This window comes from Coprococcus sp. BIOML-A2, assembly GCF_009875795.1.
In the GTDB taxonomy this organism is placed as follows: domain Bacteria; phylum Bacillota; class Clostridia; order Lachnospirales; family Lachnospiraceae; genus Coprococcus; species Coprococcus aceti.
In genome coordinates, this window is record NZ_WWSI01000001.1 from 164,933 (window position 1) to 182,931 (window position 17,999).

General features: G+C 44.6%; 16 protein-coding genes. 2 read left to right on the forward strand and 14 right to left on the reverse strand.

Annotation, left to right across the window (positions count from 1 at the left end; translation table 11 throughout):
• Nucleotides 1-21: 21 nt before the first annotated feature.
• The 6 genes from GT575_RS00730 to GT575_RS00755 all read right to left on the reverse strand — a co-directional run bounded on the left by GT575_RS00730 (nt 22) and on the right by GT575_RS00755 (nt 4,509).
• A complete protein-coding gene (locus tag GT575_RS00730; RefSeq protein ID WP_161171284.1) occupies nt 22-1,047 on the reverse strand; it encodes a metal ABC transporter substrate-binding protein in 1,026 nt (341 codons plus the stop codon).
• 174 nt (nt 1,048-1,221) lie between these two features.
• Nucleotides 1,222-1,515, reverse strand: coding sequence for a hypothetical protein (locus GT575_RS00735; protein WP_015534692.1), 294 nt, complete (start codon nt 1,513-1,515; stop codon nt 1,222-1,224).
• Between the two features lie 95 nt (nt 1,516-1,610).
• Nucleotides 1,611-2,036 (reverse strand): Fur family transcriptional regulator, encoded by a 426-nt coding sequence (locus tag GT575_RS00740; RefSeq protein ID WP_161171285.1) that lies wholly within the window; start codon nt 2,034-2,036, stop codon nt 1,611-1,613.
• Nucleotides 2,037-2,120: 84 nt separating this feature from the next.
• Nucleotides 2,121-2,942, reverse strand: coding sequence for a class I SAM-dependent methyltransferase (locus GT575_RS00745; protein ID WP_055145276.1), 822 nt, complete (start codon nt 2,940-2,942; stop codon nt 2,121-2,123).
• Between the two features lie 356 nt (nt 2,943-3,298).
• On the reverse strand, nt 3,299-3,898 hold the full coding sequence (locus tag GT575_RS00750; protein ID WP_161171286.1) for a TetR/AcrR family transcriptional regulator: 600 nt from the start codon (nt 3,896-3,898) through the stop codon (nt 3,299-3,301).
• A gap of 59 nt (nt 3,899-3,957) precedes the next feature.
• Nucleotides 3,958-4,509 carry an NUDIX hydrolase gene (locus GT575_RS00755; RefSeq protein ID WP_118016888.1) on the reverse strand — a complete coding sequence of 184 codons (552 nt, stop codon included), beginning with the start codon at nt 4,507-4,509 and terminating at the stop codon, nt 3,958-3,960.
• A 445-nt stretch (nt 4,510-4,954) separates the two neighbouring features.
• Between GT575_RS00755 and GT575_RS00760 the strand changes: the two genes are divergently transcribed.
• Nucleotides 4,955-5,500 (forward strand): type III toxin-antitoxin system ToxN/AbiQ family toxin, encoded by a 546-nt coding sequence (locus GT575_RS00760; RefSeq protein ID WP_055280258.1) that lies wholly within the window; start codon nt 4,955-4,957, stop codon nt 5,498-5,500.
• A 5-nt stretch (nt 5,501-5,505) separates the two neighbouring features.
• Here GT575_RS00760 and GT575_RS00765 read toward each other — a convergent pair whose 3' ends face one another.
• Together GT575_RS00765 and GT575_RS00770 are read right to left on the reverse strand one after the other, a co-directional pair.
• Complete coding sequence (locus tag GT575_RS00765; protein ID WP_118649982.1) at nt 5,506-8,277, reverse strand: AAA family ATPase; 2,772 nt, start codon at nt 8,275-8,277, stop codon at nt 5,506-5,508.
• Nucleotides 8,274-9,446 (reverse strand): exonuclease SbcCD subunit D, encoded by a 1,173-nt coding sequence (locus GT575_RS00770; RefSeq protein WP_161171287.1) that lies wholly within the window; start codon nt 9,444-9,446, stop codon nt 8,274-8,276. The genes GT575_RS00765 and GT575_RS00770 overlap by 4 nt, the downstream gene beginning before the upstream one ends.
• Nucleotides 9,447-9,617: 171 nt before the next feature.
• Between GT575_RS00770 and GT575_RS00775 the strand changes: the two genes are divergently transcribed.
• The gene (locus GT575_RS00775) at nt 9,618-10,136 is read left to right on the forward strand and encodes a DUF6512 family protein (protein WP_055272281.1); all 519 of its coding nucleotides are present in this window, start codon (nt 9,618-9,620) and stop codon (nt 10,134-10,136) included.
• On the opposite strand, the gene GT575_RS00780 is transcribed toward GT575_RS00775, so the two are convergent.
• The 6 genes from GT575_RS00780 to GT575_RS00805 all read right to left on the reverse strand — a co-directional run bounded on the left by GT575_RS00780 (nt 10,123) and on the right by GT575_RS00805 (nt 17,972).
• Entirely contained in the window at nt 10,123-10,701 is a 579-nt protein-coding gene (locus GT575_RS00780) for a DUF1294 domain-containing protein (RefSeq protein WP_015534682.1), read from the reverse strand. The genes GT575_RS00775 and GT575_RS00780 overlap by 14 nt on opposite strands.
• A gap of 59 nt (nt 10,702-10,760) precedes the next feature.
• A complete protein-coding gene (locus GT575_RS00785; RefSeq protein WP_243147793.1) occupies nt 10,761-13,217 on the reverse strand; it encodes an ABC transporter permease in 2,457 nt (818 codons plus the stop codon).
• 11 nt (nt 13,218-13,228) lie between these two features.
• A complete protein-coding gene (locus GT575_RS00790) occupies nt 13,229-13,990 on the reverse strand; it encodes an ABC transporter ATP-binding protein (RefSeq protein WP_015534679.1) in 762 nt (253 codons plus the stop codon).
• Between the two features lie 107 nt (nt 13,991-14,097).
• On the reverse strand, nt 14,098-15,315 hold the full coding sequence (locus tag GT575_RS00795; RefSeq protein ID WP_161171290.1) for a sensor histidine kinase: 1,218 nt from the start codon (nt 15,313-15,315) through the stop codon (nt 14,098-14,100).
• A gap of 67 nt (nt 15,316-15,382) precedes the next feature.
• Nucleotides 15,383-16,102: a response regulator transcription factor gene (locus GT575_RS00800; protein ID WP_161171291.1), complete on the reverse strand. Its 720-nt coding sequence runs from the start codon at nt 16,100-16,102 to the stop codon at nt 15,383-15,385.
• Nucleotides 16,103-16,205: 103 nt separating this feature from the next.
• A complete protein-coding gene (locus GT575_RS00805; RefSeq protein WP_161171292.1) occupies nt 16,206-17,972 on the reverse strand; it encodes a MutS-related protein in 1,767 nt (588 codons plus the stop codon).
• Nucleotides 17,973-17,999: the final 27 nt, after the last annotated feature.

Consider the following 17,999-nt stretch of genomic DNA (forward strand, 5'->3'; position numbering starts at 1 on the left):
ATTAGTTTTATTGTTCAGCAATTAATTCAATGCCTGAGAAAGTACGTTCAAGTTATCTTCCATCACGTTCAGATACGTCTCACCATCAGCTACAGTCTTTGCAGTCACAGACTGCATGGAATTCATCGTCAGGATCTCCTGATTTTTCGAATCTGTTGTCTTCTTTATCGACTCTGCTATACTGTGATCTGCACCCTCTATCGTCAGAATAACCGGAAGCTTTAACTCATCCACCTTCTGCGCAAGGAATGTTATCGTCTCAAAACCTGCCTCCGACTCAGCACTGCATCCCACAAATGCAGCATAGTAGGTAAGCCCATAATCATCCGCCATATATCGGAAAGGGAATCTGTCGCCAAACAGAATTGCCTGACGTTTTCCCTTAGAAACTGTTAGTTCGTACCTTCCATCAAGATCATTGAGTTCATCAACGTACTTACCTGCATTCGCCATGTAATCAGATTTATTATCTGGATCAAGTGCCTGGATATTATCCGCCAACACATTCGTCAACGCCACTGCGTTCTTGAGTGAAAGCCATACATGTTCATCATACTCCGGGCCTTCCTCTCCTTCCTCTCCTTCCTCTTCTTTCTCTGCCTGCATGCCTGGAACTACCTCTTCCTCTTTGACTGCAGTTCCCAAAGCGTCAAGCATATTTACAACCTTCATATCCTTATTAGTCGCTTCTTTCAGGGCACTATCCACCCAGCCATCAGACTCACCGCCAACATACACGAACATATCTGCGTCAGCTATCTTTGCTATATCCTCTGCAGTTGGCTGATAACTGTGAAGATCCATCCCCTGATCGAGCAGCATAGTAAGCTGGAACTTGTCGGAATCACCGCCTATAATATTGCGGATCCAGTCATACTGAGGAAAAGTCGTACATACAATGCTGTACGCCGCAGCATTTGCCGTATTTTCAGGCACACTGCCCCCTTTCTGATCAGAATCTGCTGCCGTCATTGATGCTCCGCAGCCACAAAATGCTGAAACAGTAAGTACCGATGCCATAACAAGGCCAAATATTCTATTTTTCATAATGATCAATAAACCTCCGAATTGATTGATAAAATTGACAGGCATATTTTGATGCCTATAATTGGGTAAATTTAATAAACTGCCTCTAGATCAAAAAACACCAATAATAAGTATTCGCCCTTATCTTTAGATGTATTTCCAGACGCAATTCTCAGTCAATATCCGTACTTTAAATCAATTCAGCAATTCCACCTTCAGGGAAACGAGCGTATCGGTACAATACTCGTGGGTATACACCAATACAACTCCAAGTGTGAACACACTTAAGAACGCCAGGAACACTGGCGTAGTTGACATTGTCTTTATATTTGAAAGGAACTGTGCAGCCTGCTGCAAATGCATACATATAGGACATTCCTGCCCCGTACAGTCATGCTCCACATTGCGCGCAATATAGCCGTAAGAGAAAAGTACTCCCGATACAAAGAACACTATAAGAATCCATGACATAATTCTCTTTTTACTCATTCTGCACACCTCCTTTTCATTGTAGGAATTTGGGGATATATAGTTTTCGTTGTGACCGTAACGATACAATCCCATCTGTAACAATCACGTTTAGTTTAGACTACAGCGACTCCACAACGCCTCTTACAATCTTTGCAAATACCACATATCGACGATCTGTCACAGTCGATCATAAATCCATACCTCTCCTGAACTCCTTTAGCTATGTGATTCATGGTATCGCGGTCAATATGTATAACTCTTCCACACTTAACACACTGCATATGAAGGTGTTCGTGACAACTATGATCAGCCTTTTCCATTCTATACATACTTGAACCACCATCAGCACTCTGATACTTTATCAATTTGTCCTGGGTAACCATGCGGTCAAGGTTGCGATATACAGTTGTTGTATTCGCATCTATGCCATTCTCATCCAAATACACACTTACATCAGCCGCACAAAACCCTCTGTCCTGCCTCTCTGCAGCAAATGCCTCTATAGCCTGACTTATTCTCGTTTTATACTCCCTCGCCATAATATTCCTCTTTTTTGAATTTGCAAGTCATTTGCATTTTGCTGTATCATAAATGGCTTTTAACTTTATGTCAACACTTTTTTATCACTTTTCCATCACTACTATCTTGTTTGATATATTGCTGACAAATGGTATTTTGCCAATGACTTTATATACCGGTATGAACTCAGCCATTCCTTCTACAAGACTGTGCTGTTCTATGTATCTGTATTTCGGTATGATCTCCGCCAGCTTCTTTCCATTTGACACGCCCCAGGAAAACCTGGCATGGCTTCCATGGATGGATTTCTCCTTGATATGCTTTGCCATGAACGGAGCCATAGTCTCTACGAGCACCGTAGCATGAGTAAATTTCCTGTCTATTATGTCGAATATTTTCTTCACATCAGCTTCTGTGAGATACATCGTAAGCCCCTCTATGATGACCAGCACAGGTTCACCTGCATACTCTACCATGTCTGCCCATTTGCCGTCCATGGCGGATTCCGCTATCTGGTACACCGGTCCGTCCTCCTGCAGGAACTTTTCCCTTACAGTCATGGTCTCCGGGAGATCAATGTTGTACCAGCCTTTATATTTACCCTCATTTCTATAGCAACGGGTGTCAAGACCACAGGCGATATTCACAACCACAGCACCCTTGTGCTTCTTCAGGAATTCTGATACAAGCTTATCAAGCACTATGGTTCTCGCTATAACTCCGCTCCCCATCGCCAGATCCTTGTCCGCCAGTGAAAAGTCATAATCCAGGCTGTCAACTATCTCTATGGCCTTGCCATCGTATATGGCATGATCCGGTTTTCTTGATTCTTTCGCTCTGGCATAGAGTGTCTGGAGCATCGTCTCCGGGACTCCCGTTATATCTACCTTTGATCTGCTTACTGTATTGTTCTGTGTGCTAACCATTTTCTCATTTCCTCCTGCTTTTTAATTGTGCAAACACATGAGAGGCGCTGCGCGCGGCGTTTACGTGCCTCACAACATGTCGTCAAGCGCAGCTTGATGACCTGCGCGCACATCAGTGCGCTTCCTCTGCCGGAATCCTCCCACTTACGTGGGCCCCTCCTTATAATGGAGCAAACGCATGAGAGGCGCTGCGCGCGGCGTTTGCGTGCCTCACAACATGTCGTCAAGCGCAGCTTGATGACCTGCGCGCACATCAGTGCGCTTCCTCTGCCGGAATCCTCCCACTTACGTGGGCCCCTCCTTATGAAATATAACATTTGTCATGTTTTGTTATGTTCATAAAAATAAGAGGTTCATCATCGATGAACCTCTTTCTTTAAACTCTCTATCAACTTTTCTGTACCGCCTGTGGCATGAATGCCAATCTTTTCTGTCAGATACATTTTCTTCTCCACATCTACATCCTCGTTCAGTATCGCCATGGCTCCTTCAAGCCGCATCTTCGCCAGCACGCGAACCAAAGTCTCATCCGGCTCGTATCCGAGCTGTGACCGGTAATATGCCGCAAATGAATGTCTCATGAACTCCTCAACCCTCTGGTGATAATTCTCATAGCAGCTGCCGTCAGCGCCATGCATGATGATCATTGCCTCTTCCCTGTGTGACAAAAGGAATTGCATCATGATCTTATCTGCATCTACGCCCGTGGCGGGGTTCTCAATCTCCCCCTTCATAAGTTCTCCAAGCATGGCTTCATATTGGTTCACAAGCGGTTCAAGTATCGCCTTGAACAATGCCTCCTTACTCTCAAATGAAAAGTAGAAGGCTCCGGTGGTAACTCCCGCACTCTTGCATATCTTTCTGAGGCTTGCCCTCTGGTAACCATTTTCAAGGAATTCCTCTTTACCTGCTTTTTTCAGTTTTTCTATCGTTTCACTGCGCTTGTCGTTTTCCATAACATATGTTATGTTAGCACAAACTAACTAGTCTGGCAACATATTTTTGAAAGTTATCTCTATTTGCCATCCAGGTATCTTCGCACCGTCTCAAGGCCGCCGAGTGGCACGCAGAACTTCTGGTCATGGTTCTTACATGCCTCATAGGTTTCATCCAGATCAAACCAGCTCACGCCGTCCAGCTCTTCCTTCTGGATCGTCAGGTCTGCTATGTCCACCGTTTTCTGATACACGAACACAAATGCCACCTCATTGTCCCTGAACATTTTGCCGTGAAATTCCTTCTCATACCGGATCCTGAATGTTCCCGCGAAATCAAGATCTGCGGCCTCAGCTTTGATGCCAAGCTCCTCTCCGAGTTCCCTGAGTGCCGACTCCATCGGTTCATCGCCTGCCTGTATATGTCCGGCAGAGGAAGTGTCATACCTTCCAGGAAAAGAATCCTTATCCATCGACCTCTTCTGCAGAAGAACCTTATACCTTCCATTCTCTTGCTTCGCTATCCAGATATGGGCAGTCCTGTGACATATGCCTTTTGCATGTGCCTCGCTCCTCTCCACTTTGTCTCCGGTAGGGTTGCCCTGTTCGTCGCATATATCAAAAAGTTCCATTATTTTGTACCGTCCTTATTCATTCATACATGAACCATTATTGTTTATCAACTCCGATTTGTAAAGCAAACAGCTAACATTTTTCTACTATTCTACACTTTGTATACTTTTATAAACGTTTTATAAAATATCAGTAATTACACTTGATATTGATCACTTTTTAGGATATTCTCAGATCACTATAAGTTACTAAATAAGTCAGCTCTAATTGACACTAACATTATTGAATGTTAGAATTCTTGTATGATATGATTATGGTAACCTTACCATGCGAAATGGGAACTTTAAGAGATGGGTGTTCTACCATATAAAACAAATGAACAATTTTAATATGGATGTTCTACCATACAAAATGGAACAATTTTATGGGAGCCCTACCATGCAAAAAGGTTTTTAAGAGCTGTGCATTTTAGCACAGCTCTTTTATATTCTCAGAAAGGCGATAATGGATATCCTAAATTTTTACTATATTGATTTAAAATACATAAGAAATCTGTCTCGTGCAGATGACAACGTAATGTCAGTCTCCCCTCAGGTAGGTAAGGAGAATCGACCATTTCTTGGAATAATCATTCTTATAGGTGGTCAGAAATATTGCATCCCCCTTACCTCACCAAAAAAGAAATTTGAAAATATGAAAAGCCAGATTGATTTCATCAAAATATTTGACCACAACAGCAGGCATCCTGAGTATTCTTCTAAAATCATAGGAATTCTCAATCTAAACAATATGATTCCAGTTAACAACTCAGTTATATCTAAGGTCAATCTGAAATTAAACCCTCACGATACCCCAGATAAAACAAAACGAAAGATTCTTATGCAGAAACAATTATCCTGGTGTCGGGATCATTCCGATACTATAATCAATAGAGCCAATAAAGTCTACTCTCTCATAACTGATTTTCCCGACAAAAATCGCAACCTTACAAAAAGATGTGTAGACTTTAATAAACTTGAGCAAATTTTATCTAAATACTCAGATGACTAAAATCCCTACACCACCAGCCTCGCCTTCGCCCTGCCGGTTCTGTCCTTTTCCACCACGATCTGCTTGTCAATCTTCTCCTTGAGTTCAGTCACGTGCGATATTATTCCCACCAGCTTGCGTCCCTCGGTCACGCTGACCAGCGCTTTGTATGCCTGTGGCAGAGTCTTTTCTGTATCAAGGGATCCAAAGCCCTCATCCACAAACATGGTATCTATCTGAATTCCGCCAGCCGAGGCCTGCACCTCATCGGAAAGTCCAAGCGCAAGGGAAAGTGAAGCCATGAATGACTCGCCCCCAGAAAGAGACTTAACGTCTCGTCTGCTGCCGTTGTAATGATCCACAACACAGAGGTCAAGGCCGATCTGGCTTCGCCTGTCACTGCTGTCCGTCACACGCCCCAGTTCATACTGACCGTCTGACATCTTCAGAAATCTCAGATTTGCACGCTGAATTATCCTGTCAAAATACGACATCTGTATGTATGCCTCTAGGTTTATCTTATTCTTGCCGGATACATTCCCTGAGGCAGTGTCATAGAGCGACTTCACACTGACGTATTCCTTTTCTTTTGCCAAAAGCTCATCGGACTTTCTGCCGATATTCGCCATCGCCGTTTCATTTGCACGGATGCGGCTGTTTCCATCCTGCATGAGAAGTCTGATCCTTCCCAGCTCATCTCTTGCTGCGTTTTTATCTTCCTCAAGCTTGGCAAGTTCAAGCTTCTCTGCTGACTCCAGCGTGTCTGTCAGAGCCTTTATCTGCCCCTCCAGCGTCTTAATATCCTGGATCACAGCATTATATTTCTTCTCAGAGACGTCAAATGAATCCTGCAATTTCTTTGCTCTGCCAAGAATCTCGTTCATCTGCGTTTCCGCCTCACTCCGATTCCTGAATCTGAGCCCCGCGGCCAGTTCTGTCGCCTGTTCTCTGTCTGAGACAACCTTTGCCGTGAGCGCCGATATATTTCTCTCAAGCTCCGCCAGCTTAACCTGCATCCCGGCAAATGTTTCTTCTTCCTGAGGAAGTTTTGCAGCAAGCTCATCCCTTCTGCTGACCCTTTTGCGTTCAGCCTCAATCTGTCTGTCAGTCTCCGCAATCTTCTCATTATAGTATCCAATATTCTTCTCAACCTTTTCCGGCAGAACATCTATATCCTCCGGATCGTCAAATTTCCTTCCAGCCTGCTCAATAATGCTGTTTCTGATCTCCATGACGCTGGCAAGCTTTACCTTTGCATCCGTAGCACTGGCATTTGCCCTGTCGCGGGCTTTGTCAGCATCCTTCTTCGCATCATCTAACTGTGCATCTGTCGGAGCCTCCTTTGGCAGCGATGCAAGGAGTTTGTGCTCCGTCGCACCGCACACAGGGCACGCCTGTCCCTCCTTCAGATCCTTTGCTAGGATCCCCGCCTGGGCATTCCTGTAGAGCGTGCTCATATGCTCATACATATCCTGCTTTCTGGTATACATCTCATTATCAAACAGATACTGCTTCTGTGCTTTGTACACCGCCTGCTTTCTTCTGCTGTATTCCATGAGCAGTCTGCTTATGCCATTCAGATAGTCAACAGCGTCAGCCATCTTCTCCCTCGATGCCGTGATTGCAACTATTTTCTCCCCCGCATCCGCAAGCTGTGTCTGCTCCTGCCTCAGCTTTTCTATGCTCTTCTGTTTGTCTGTCACAAGCATTCTGCCCTTCTCGGCCTGTTCATTTTGCCTTTGCAGGAGCTGTTCCTCGTCTGCAATATTTTTTCGCTTCTCGTCCAGTTTCTCATAGTTTGGAAGCTCGTTATTTATAACTGCTGCCTGCCTTTGGAGCTCTTCCGTCTCTGGGAGCGCTTCCTTTGTCCTGTTTAGCTCTGTCTCAGCAGTAGTTCTGTCATTCTGTACATTTGCAAGCTCCAAATGTGTCTTTTCAAGCTGCACTCTGGCTTTCTCTGTCTGCTGTGCCTTGCCTATCAGCGTGTCAAGTTCCCCGACCCGGGTCTCAAGTGTACCGATCTGCTTCTCATATGAATCCGTTCTTGCCTTCTCCGTTACAATAAGCTTTCCGATGAGTTTGATCACCTCATCAATTGGCATCTGGCCGTCCTTCGCTTTTTGGACACTGAGCCCAAAAGGGTCATCCTCTCCGCAGACTATCCCGGATATATACTGCTCTATACTCTTCTTCATATCGTCCCGTTCACTCTGAAGCTTTCTCGTCTCATCCTGAAGACGCTTCTGCAGAACAAAATACCTTGATGTGTGAAAAAGCTTGCTGAATATCTTCTGTCTGTCCCCGGACTCCGCCACCAACAGTTCCTTGAACTCGCCCTGGGCAAGCATGGATATCTGCGAAAACTGCTCTCTGTCCACACCCAACAATTCCTGAAGATATGAATTTACCTTCGTTCTGTTGGAGATGACCGAGTCATCCGGCAGATACAATTCTGCAGCCGCATCCTGCAGGGTAGTTCCTTCACCTTTTTTCTTACGTCTCTCATAGGAAGGATTTCTTTTAACTCTGTAAGTCTTCCCCATATGATCAAATGTCAGTTCAACGTAGGTATCTGTGTCCACATCGGCATACGTTGATCTCATCATCCTCGCATCACGGCTCGCTCCGCTCGGCTCATCATACAGCGCATAACAGATGGCATCGAATATCGTGGTCTTTCCCGCACCTGTATCCCCAGTCACAAGATACAAGCCTTCAGCCCCAAGCTGGGCCATGTCAAGCATCTGGACTCCCGCATATGGTCCAAATGCCGACATCGTAAGATTAAGTGGTCTCATAATCGCTCCTCTCTCCATATAGAGTCTATAATATCCTGAACAAAACTCCTCTGTTCATCGCTCATTTCCTTGTTGTTCTGCTTCTCATACAACTCTCCAAACAGATCTATAGGCTTTTTTCCTTCAAGCACAGCGCCATCGTCTATCGTCTGTGTCACACGGGTTCTGGTGTTGTCGTATCCAAGCTTCATCACATTTGGATAGACCGTTCTGAGTTTTCCCAAAGCATCCGGCACGTCATCCTCGTCCGTGAGAACCACATACAGATAATCATCCACAGCCGTCCCCTCATAGTTTCGCCTGTCCATCAGCTCGTCAAATGTTCCCTTTACCTCGCGCAGCTCATGCATCGGAACAAGCGGAACAGTCCTTATCTCTATTTTCTTGTTCTCAGGGATGTCAACAACTGCCACCGATTTGGTGTGGTTAGCCTCCGAAAGAGAATACTTAAGCGGTGTTCCACAGTATCTGACAGTCTCCCTGCCCACCTTCTGCGGCCCATGTATATGCCCCAGCGCCACATAGTCAAATGAGTCGAATACCGACACATCCACATTGTCCAGACCGCCCACATTCTCCTCCGACTCCGAGCGCACAGCCCCGGTCACGAACTGGTGGGCCACAAGGATATTTGTAACCTTCTCATCAACATCCATGTGCTCCACCGCCACACGGCAGGCATCCGTGTAATCTTTTATATCATCCGCCTCATCAGGGAATACCGCTCTGACCATTGCCGGCTTCACAAATGGCAGCATGTATATGTTCGCCAGCTGTCCTTTTCCATCCTCCAGCTTATATGGTCTGACCAGCCCATCTCCCATCATGGCTATATGTGCCGAATCATATACCGGCGATATATGGATTCCACTGAGATCAATCAGACTTGATGCAAATGCCAGCTTGGCCGCCGAATCATGGTTGCCGCTGATGATATATACTTGCAGCTTTCTCTTTGCAAGCGAGGTCAGGAAGCTGTCCAGCAGTTTCACCGCCTCCTCGCTCGGCACAGACTTATCATATACATCCCCGGCTATGATGACTCCATCCGGCTGCTCATCATCGATGATGCCCAATATTTCTTTTAATATATACTCCTGATCCTCCAACATAGAAAATTCATTTACACGCTTTCCTATGTGAAGATCAGATAAATGGATCAAACGCATATGTACTTCCCCTTTAAACAAAACATTCGTTGAAATAATTATAACATCACCGACAATATATCCCAATTATGTTTATCTTAATTTCGTTGATTTCGGTTTCTCCGCTACATGAAATACCATATTCGTCATATACTATGTAATATAGCACTAGTTTTCATCGGAGAACTCTCTATGGCAACTACTAACAAACTCAATTTTTTTCGTTTTTTCTTCATATCGATCCTCGGAGTGCTGCTGCATTTCACCTACGAGTGGTCAAATGACAATCCCGCTGTCGGACTATTCTCGGCAGTGAACGAGTCAACCTGGGAACACCTGAAACTTATATTCTTTCCAATGCTCCTGCTGACAATGATTGAATTTCTCTGGGCTCATATAAAAGATAAGCCCCTGCCGGAACATTATCTTCCAGCAAGGACTGTCGGTATCCTGTCAGGTATGGCATTCATTGTGGTCGGTTTCTACACTCTAAACGGTGTACTGGGCAGGAATTATGAATTTCTGAATATCGCACTTTATTTTGCTGGGGTTGTATATGCATTGCGCACCGAAAACAGATTAGAATCCAGGCAAATGTGCATAAACGACTACGTTTCCATGACTATCCTGGCAATTCTCGCGGTTGCATTCTTTGCATTTACCAACTATCCGCCTGAACTTGGGATATTTTCGGATCCTACAGCAGATTAACCACACACATCAAAAGCACCACCTGCATTACAAGTATAAGTGGCACTCCAACCGAGAAATAATTCTTCCTTATCTTGTGCCTAAACACCACCATTCCAAGCAGAGCACCGATACTTCCACCGGCAAATGCCATACCGAGAAGGACCGCTATAGGTATCCTGTATCCGCCCTTGACCGCTCTGTATTTGTCAATTCCGAACATGACAAATGTTACAACACTCACTGCCGCAACGAACCAAAGTGTCCATCTGTATTCCACAAACACATCCCAGAATGCAAAGCTCCATTTGCCCACAGGTCTGAGCTTCCACGTCATGAACACCGCAAGCTCTATCACACACACGCACACAGTGAACACTCTCAGCATCATATTCGTCTTGGAGGCCGTCCTGTCACACAACGCAAATGCTATTATCATGCCAGGGGCACCACCGGCAATGGCTATGATCCCCAGCAGAACACTGAGCGCCTTATGGCTTGTTCTCCTGCGTCTCGCAGCCGTCACTCCATCAAGGACAGCTCCTAGTATATTTATACATATCAGATATATGATCAACTTATCCATTATATATACCCACCTTGTCTACTGACATTGTATACATAGTTCCACTCTCCTATATACTTCTACTGATCTGCGATGAGCACCTGCGGCTGAACCTTTCTGATGTTCCCCGCTCTGATAAATGCTACCACAGAGAATAACACGCTCATAAATACCAATGGTATAAACAGTGATATCACACTTGTACTTAAATTAAAACTGTATATTCCAAATGATTCAAATCCTGCCTTGAAGAATGGCTTGCTGACGATAAGTGCCAGAACTATACCAAGCAGCGAACCCACAACTGCCGTCACGATAAAGCGGACCGCAAGCTGGCATCTGAGTCTGAAGGATGTAAATCCAAGTGCCTTGTATATTCCGATATCCTTCTGCTCACGCATGAGAACCTTGCCACACACGATTATGACCGTGACTATCACGAATACAGCCCCTAACATATATGTGAGCAATGTGAGTCCCTGTATTGCAATGTTGACTGTACCCGCCACTCCTTCAAAATCATCCTTTGCTGAATGTATTGAATACGTGATGCCCTGATTATCGCCATATCTCTTATCTATCTCCTGGATTATCGCATCACATTCATCAGTATTGTCAAGATCATAACATATTCCTTTGCCGCTCCATTCCTCCTCATCTGAACTGCTTTTGGCGGCTCCACTGACACCAGACTCACTTACGGTCTCTTCGCTGGCAAACTTACTATATGCAGCCTTACTAATTGCAAAGTTCTTGCCCATATCATTTGCCGAATCGTATATGCCGGAGATCACCATCTTCCTTGCCACGCCGCCGCGCTTGACTGTGACTGTGTCACCTACGTTCATGTGAAATCCATCAGCCACATACTGGGTTATCAGCACTTCATTGTCATATGTGCAGGTTCTTCCCTTTCTTATCGTGTTGATCATATCAGGGTCCTCCACTATATAACAATACATCTGCACATCATCGAACAGAAGGTACTCGCTGGACATTTGATATTTTCTATACGCTGTGTGTTCTGATATAACATTCTCTATATCCTTCTGCGTATCCTCATCGACAAACGAAGCAGTCAGGTCATACTTCGTGACTGAAAACATATCCACCAGCATATTCTGTGAATTAAACCAGCGCATCATATCATTCATAAGTATCATGAACATGGCAAGTATAGCAGTCACTATGATGGCTGCGGCATACTGTTTCTTCTCAGATATAAACTGTCTGTATGCAAGACTCACACCAAGTTTCTTGCCTGAGACCGGAAGCTTCAGAACGCTTGAGAAATGCACACTGTCCCGTCCACCTCTTATCGCCTTTATAGGTGTGGCCTCGGATATTCTCCTTGTCTTCAACATGATAAATGCTGCTACCAGAAGCAGTATCGCCAATATGACACACAGCACAAGTCCTACATTAATATCAGACGGAACTTCAAGTCCTGAAGAAGATCTTGTGGCACTATTTATAATTTTTAGTATTGGAATGGCCAGTGGTATTCCAGCAAACAGTCCAGCTGCCACAGTGCACATATACCCGGCAAGCAACGCCAGCTTCACCGATGCATTTGTCATTCCGACCGCTTTGAGTATTCCTATGTTAACAAAATCCATCTCTATGCTGCTGCCGATGTTGTGTCCTAGAACTATCATAGCCGCCACCAGAAGCAGCACAACAAATATAAGCAGCACCGCGGAGAATACCTTTGTCATAAGAAGCATGTAATTTCCCGCCTGCTCCTTTGATAAAGTTATCCAGCAATATGACGCGAAATCACTCACATTATTCAGTTCTCTCTCAAACTCCATCTCCGTGAGGTCCAGGCCCGGCTTTTTATCTATTATGATAAGCTTTGACAATTCAAAGGATCTCTTGTCATCTTCCAGTCCGCTTCTATTATCTTCCGCAGCCTTTGCCTTGAGATCCGCAAAATCCTCATCTGAGATCAATATCGTCTTTATTCCCATGACCGAAGATCCCATATATGGATCCTCGAAAAATGACGCAACTTTGAAGGTATAAGAACCGTTATCATTGCCCAGCTCGACTGTATCACCAATCTTGCAGTCATACATACCTATGAAACTGAACGGCACACTTACCTCACCTTTTTCAAGCCGGCGATCTGTCATTTTGTTATCCACATCATACTGATCATATGTGAGCACGCTGTCTGTATCATTCAAAACGAAGCTGCTGTTTCCGCCTTTTCCATTGCAGTCCTTAAGCAGCAGATATACAACATCTGCTGCTTTCACTTCCTGCACCGCATCACATTTGCCAATATTCTTTATTATCTTGTCTGCACTTGTTCCATAGGCATCCAGCCTGTTCTCCCCATAAAGTGCGGCAAGCATACCTCCATAACCAACCTCTTCCATAGCTTCCGAATCATGCCTTATGGAATTCGTGTAGTAAGAAAGCACTGAACAGAATGCCAGAGAAATGATAAGCATAAGCACGAACACACTTATATGCACGCCCTTGTTTCTTCTCATATTTCCTCGAAGCACCATCATGATATATCTCATCCCGGCACCTCCTACCACTGCATGGAACCAAGCCATGCATCTATCTGGCTCTCACGGCTCTTGCGATCTTCTTCAATATATTGTGACAGCTTCAGCTCACCTATGATCCTTCCGTCCTCTATGTAGATGATCCTGTTCGCCCTGATAGCAGCCCTCACATCGTGGGTAACCATGAGTATGCTCTGTCCCTCCACGTTGAGCTCGGTGAGAAGATCCAGCACATCCTGGGTATTTCTGCGGTTTAATGCGCCTGTCGGCTCATCTGCGAAAAGGATACCCGGACTGTTGATGACCGCTCTGGCAATAGCGCCCCTCTGTGCCTCTCCGCCGGACACCTGTGCAGGAAGTCGGTCAGCAGCACTTTCTATATTCATCTTTTTTATGAGTTCATCAGCCCTGTTTTCAGTCTCTTTTGTTCTCGTATCCTTATTCATATAACCCGGCACAAGTATGTTCTCTCTAATGCTGAGGTTACTAACAAGATGTATCTGCTGAAACACAAATCCAAACTCATATACTCTGAGTTCTGCCATGCGCTTCTCATTATATTCTGTTATATCCTCGCCATCATATATGACCTTTCCCGAAGTCGGTCTGTCCATCCCGGACAGACTGTAAAGCAGTGTGGATTTTCCCGAGCCTGACGCTCCCATGATGACTGTAAAATCTCCCTTATAGATATCCAGATCCATATTGTTGAGCACATGATTCTGCACGCCCTCACTGGAAAAGCTTTTGCAAAGGTCTCTTGCCTGAAGAATTATATCTGCCATTTCTCTCTCCTTTTTATAGTTGTAGCACGGGGGCATTCAGACATCCTCTACAGATCTTCACCTCGCCACCGTGCTACAACCATATCACCCTATTTATTAACAAGTCCTTAACAAACCTTTCTTGCTGCAAAATATAACACTGCCTCCAGGCCATCAGCATGATTTACAAGTTCCACATCTCCGCCCATTCTGTCCATGAGATAATGGACAATAAATAGTCCAAGGCCCGCTCCAGGTTCATCACCGGAGTTTTCCCCTCGATAAAACTTCTCATATATGAACGGCATGTCCTTATCCGGGATTCCTGTTCCATGATCCTTTATGGACAGCCTGTATACCATATCAGCGCCGCTCACATGGACATTCCTTGGAAGTTTTTCGGGCGATATACATTCCGTAACAATACTTATCTCTGTGTCTCTGGCATACTTAGCGGCATTTGACAGTATATTTTCTATCACCTGAACCACTCTTCCCGAATCTGAATGCTCAAGCACTGCCTCGGTTATATCTCCATTCACCACGATATCCATTCCGAGACCTATATCTGACAGGACCTGTTCCAGCAGAGGTTTTATCTCAACCTTATCACTCTTCACCACCAGTCTGTCCAGATCATGCAAGGAATGAATAAACATGTCATTCGTTATGGACGTAACCTCATCACATTTCTTCATGATGACCGACGCATACCTCTCCCTGCGCTCCTGGGTGGCATCCATATTCATGACCAATGCCTCCGCATATCCTCTTATAGATGCGATCGGAGTCTTTATATCATGTGACAGCGTGGCTATAACTGTCTTGTTGTTCTCTATCGCTTCCTGCTCTCTACGCCTTGCATGCACTATCTCCGTTCTCATATGGTCAAATGCCCACGTGAAGCTTCCGAACATATTTACCCGTCTGTACTTAAGTTCGGTGTCCATATCCCCTGCTGCCAGATGTGATGCATAATCCTCCAGCTCGTCAAATGGCCTGAGAACACACACGTATATGTACAGGAATAATACAATCACAACACACAAGACAACGATATACATGATCACTATATTCCTAAGTCCTGACTTGCCGGTATCTATCTTTTGTTCCCTGAGTTCATTCATTACAGCGTCAAGCTTTTCGTCAGCATCTGTGGATCCCGAATCATACAGTTGTTTCACTTCATTCAGTTCCACTATATACTGCCCATATTCATCATCTTTTATCCGCCGTGTCTCGTCCTGCTTCTCCCTGTAGAACAGCCAACCAAAAACTATGGTTATAGCGCACATGAACACGATCAGCATTTTTATTATATTGCTTCTTACTGAATGTCGCTTCATATAAACTCCCTATAGCTGCCAAGTGGACATCCACCTTACAAGCTCATATTATTCTCACTGTCTTTGTCTATTCACTATCTCCCAGCACATATCCCGTTCCCCATACCGTACGGATAAGCTGCGGATGTGAAGGATCTGTCTCAAGCTTTTCCCTGAGCCACCTTACATGCACCGCAACCGTGGATGGCTCCACATCGCTGTACACCCCCCACACGGCACTCATGATCTGTTCCTTGGTCAATACCCTGCCTCTGTTCTCCGCCATGTATACAAGCAGGTCAAATTCCTTCGGCTTCATATCCACATTACTTTTGTTTCTGCTCACAGTCCGTGCGTGCCTGTTGATCTCTATCTCGTTCCCGTCTGTGTTCATGGTCAACATCTCAGACTTATTGTCATCAACACCATAAGTTCTCCTGAGTATCGAACGGATACGAGACATAAGCTCTTTCAGTGAATACGGCTTTGCGATATAGTCATCTCCACCCATATCAAGGCCATTCACCTTGTCATCCTCACTCGTCCTTGCACTTGCAAATATGATTGGCACCTGCGAAGTATGCCTGAGTTCTTTACAGAATGAGAAACCTGTACCATCGGGAAGATTGATATCCAGAAGTATGAGATCACATTTGTTATCTGTCAGCACTTCATATGCATCGTCTATGCTGGCTGCGTACAGAAAAGCATAGCCGTTGTCCTCCAGCATATCCTGTATCAGCATAGACAGATCAGCGTCATCATCCACTATAAGTATTGTTCTCTTGTCTGTATGCTTTTCTGTCATCCTATACCCTCCAATATCTTCACTGTAGACAATTCATATTATATGACTCTAAACTGCCCACATATCGTCTGTAATATCATCCACAAGCAGTGCATACAGCCAACTATTTTTCTTTATTCACCAGCATGTCATATGTAACACCATATTTCTCCGCTATGTCACTGGCATATGATTTACCAGCAGGTGGCGCTATCTCGATCTTGTAAGATCTTTGTGAGCCCTCATTGTGTACGATCAGCGAATATACCTTGCCCTCTGTATGCCCTTCATTCATCTCATCCACATCAAAGCCCAGCTTATGCATATGGGTGTTGTATATCGTTCTCGTTCCCTTTGTCAGAATCGCTCTCACGGAATCTCTGGCTATATAATAGCCCTCCTCAAATGACGTAGTTGAAAACGTCTCATTGAGAAGTATCAGGCTGCTGTCACCCGCACCGTCAAATATCTCCTTAAACCTCTTACACTCCTCACCAAGTCTTCCAAGATCCAGGGTCTTGTCTTCGTCAGCAGGGAAATGTGTAAATACGCAGTCCACTGGAGCAAATTCAAATTCATCACCTGGGATATATATACCCCCCTGAGCCAGTACAAAAAGCTGACCTATCGTCTGTGTTATGGTCGTCTTTCCACCCCTATTTGCTCCTGTCAGAATATACACTCTGTGCTCGCTGTCAAAGTCCAGATCATTGGTCACTATGTGCTCCGACTCCTCCGTGTCAAATGCCGCAAGCTTGATATTGTATATGCCACGAGCCTTCATATAATATCTGCTCTTTGAATCGTCCTCCTCGGAAATATCTGCGTTCGGCTGATATGCAGAGTTCACAACCTTTGCCTTGGAAAATGCTGCGCCGCGTTTCTGCAGTTTTTCTATGTACTCAGCCCATCTTATATAGTAAGTGAGCTCAGGTATGAGATCCGTCATATCAGTTATAGTAATCGACACATACTTATTTAACGTCTCCCTCATCCTCTTGACAATTCTTGTTATGAGCTTGGTGACTACCCTGTCTGTATACCGCGTAATATCTTTGGATTTGTCAGAATCAGGAATACCAACCATTCCTGCCGCCAAGTTATTTGCACCTCCAGTTACCACTCTTCCCTGAAGTTCCTGCTGAAATTTGGATAATGCTTCATTTACCGCATCTAACGGCTGAAATCTGAAGTCACTCTTAGCGTCGAGGTTGTCACTTATCTTATCTCTGGACATCAAATGACCGTAGAAATTGCTCAGCACACCGCCCCTCGTAAATTGCTTACTATTTACAGATATCAAGCCAACGCCATCAGCCTCATATCTGCTGTTCAGATTAACTCCTATAGTTATACTTCGAACCTCACCACTCACCTTTTTCAGCTCTGATATGTCCTTCTTCAGCTCACTGAAACCGTTGTCCTCATATATATTCTGAACATACTCCTTAAGACCTGTAAATCCCTCGGAATGCAAGTTTTTATCCTTCAGGCAGGAATATAACGAATCTACGCATTCTATGTAATCGCCTATCTCATCAAGTCTGTGCATAAGATCCCATATACCTGAATTCTCATCATAATCGCGTTTAAAGCTGCCGTAATCCTTGAGAAAGCTTATCTTCCCAAGAATCTCCATCATATCGTCTCTGAGTTTTTTATTTCCAATTATGTCGTCAAACACACCACCTCTGTACTTTGTAACAGATGAATCTGCATATATCCGTGACATAACTCCCATTATATAATTCTGTTCAGACTCATTTGCCGACAGTTGTCTGCATATCATATCAAGCCCAAGGTCATGCATGACCACAGGGCTCAGTGCCCTAAATGAATACTCACCATCCGGTACCAGAAGACTGTATTTTCCTGTTGTATTTTTCCCCATATCTACACCTTTCAAGTAATGCCTAAA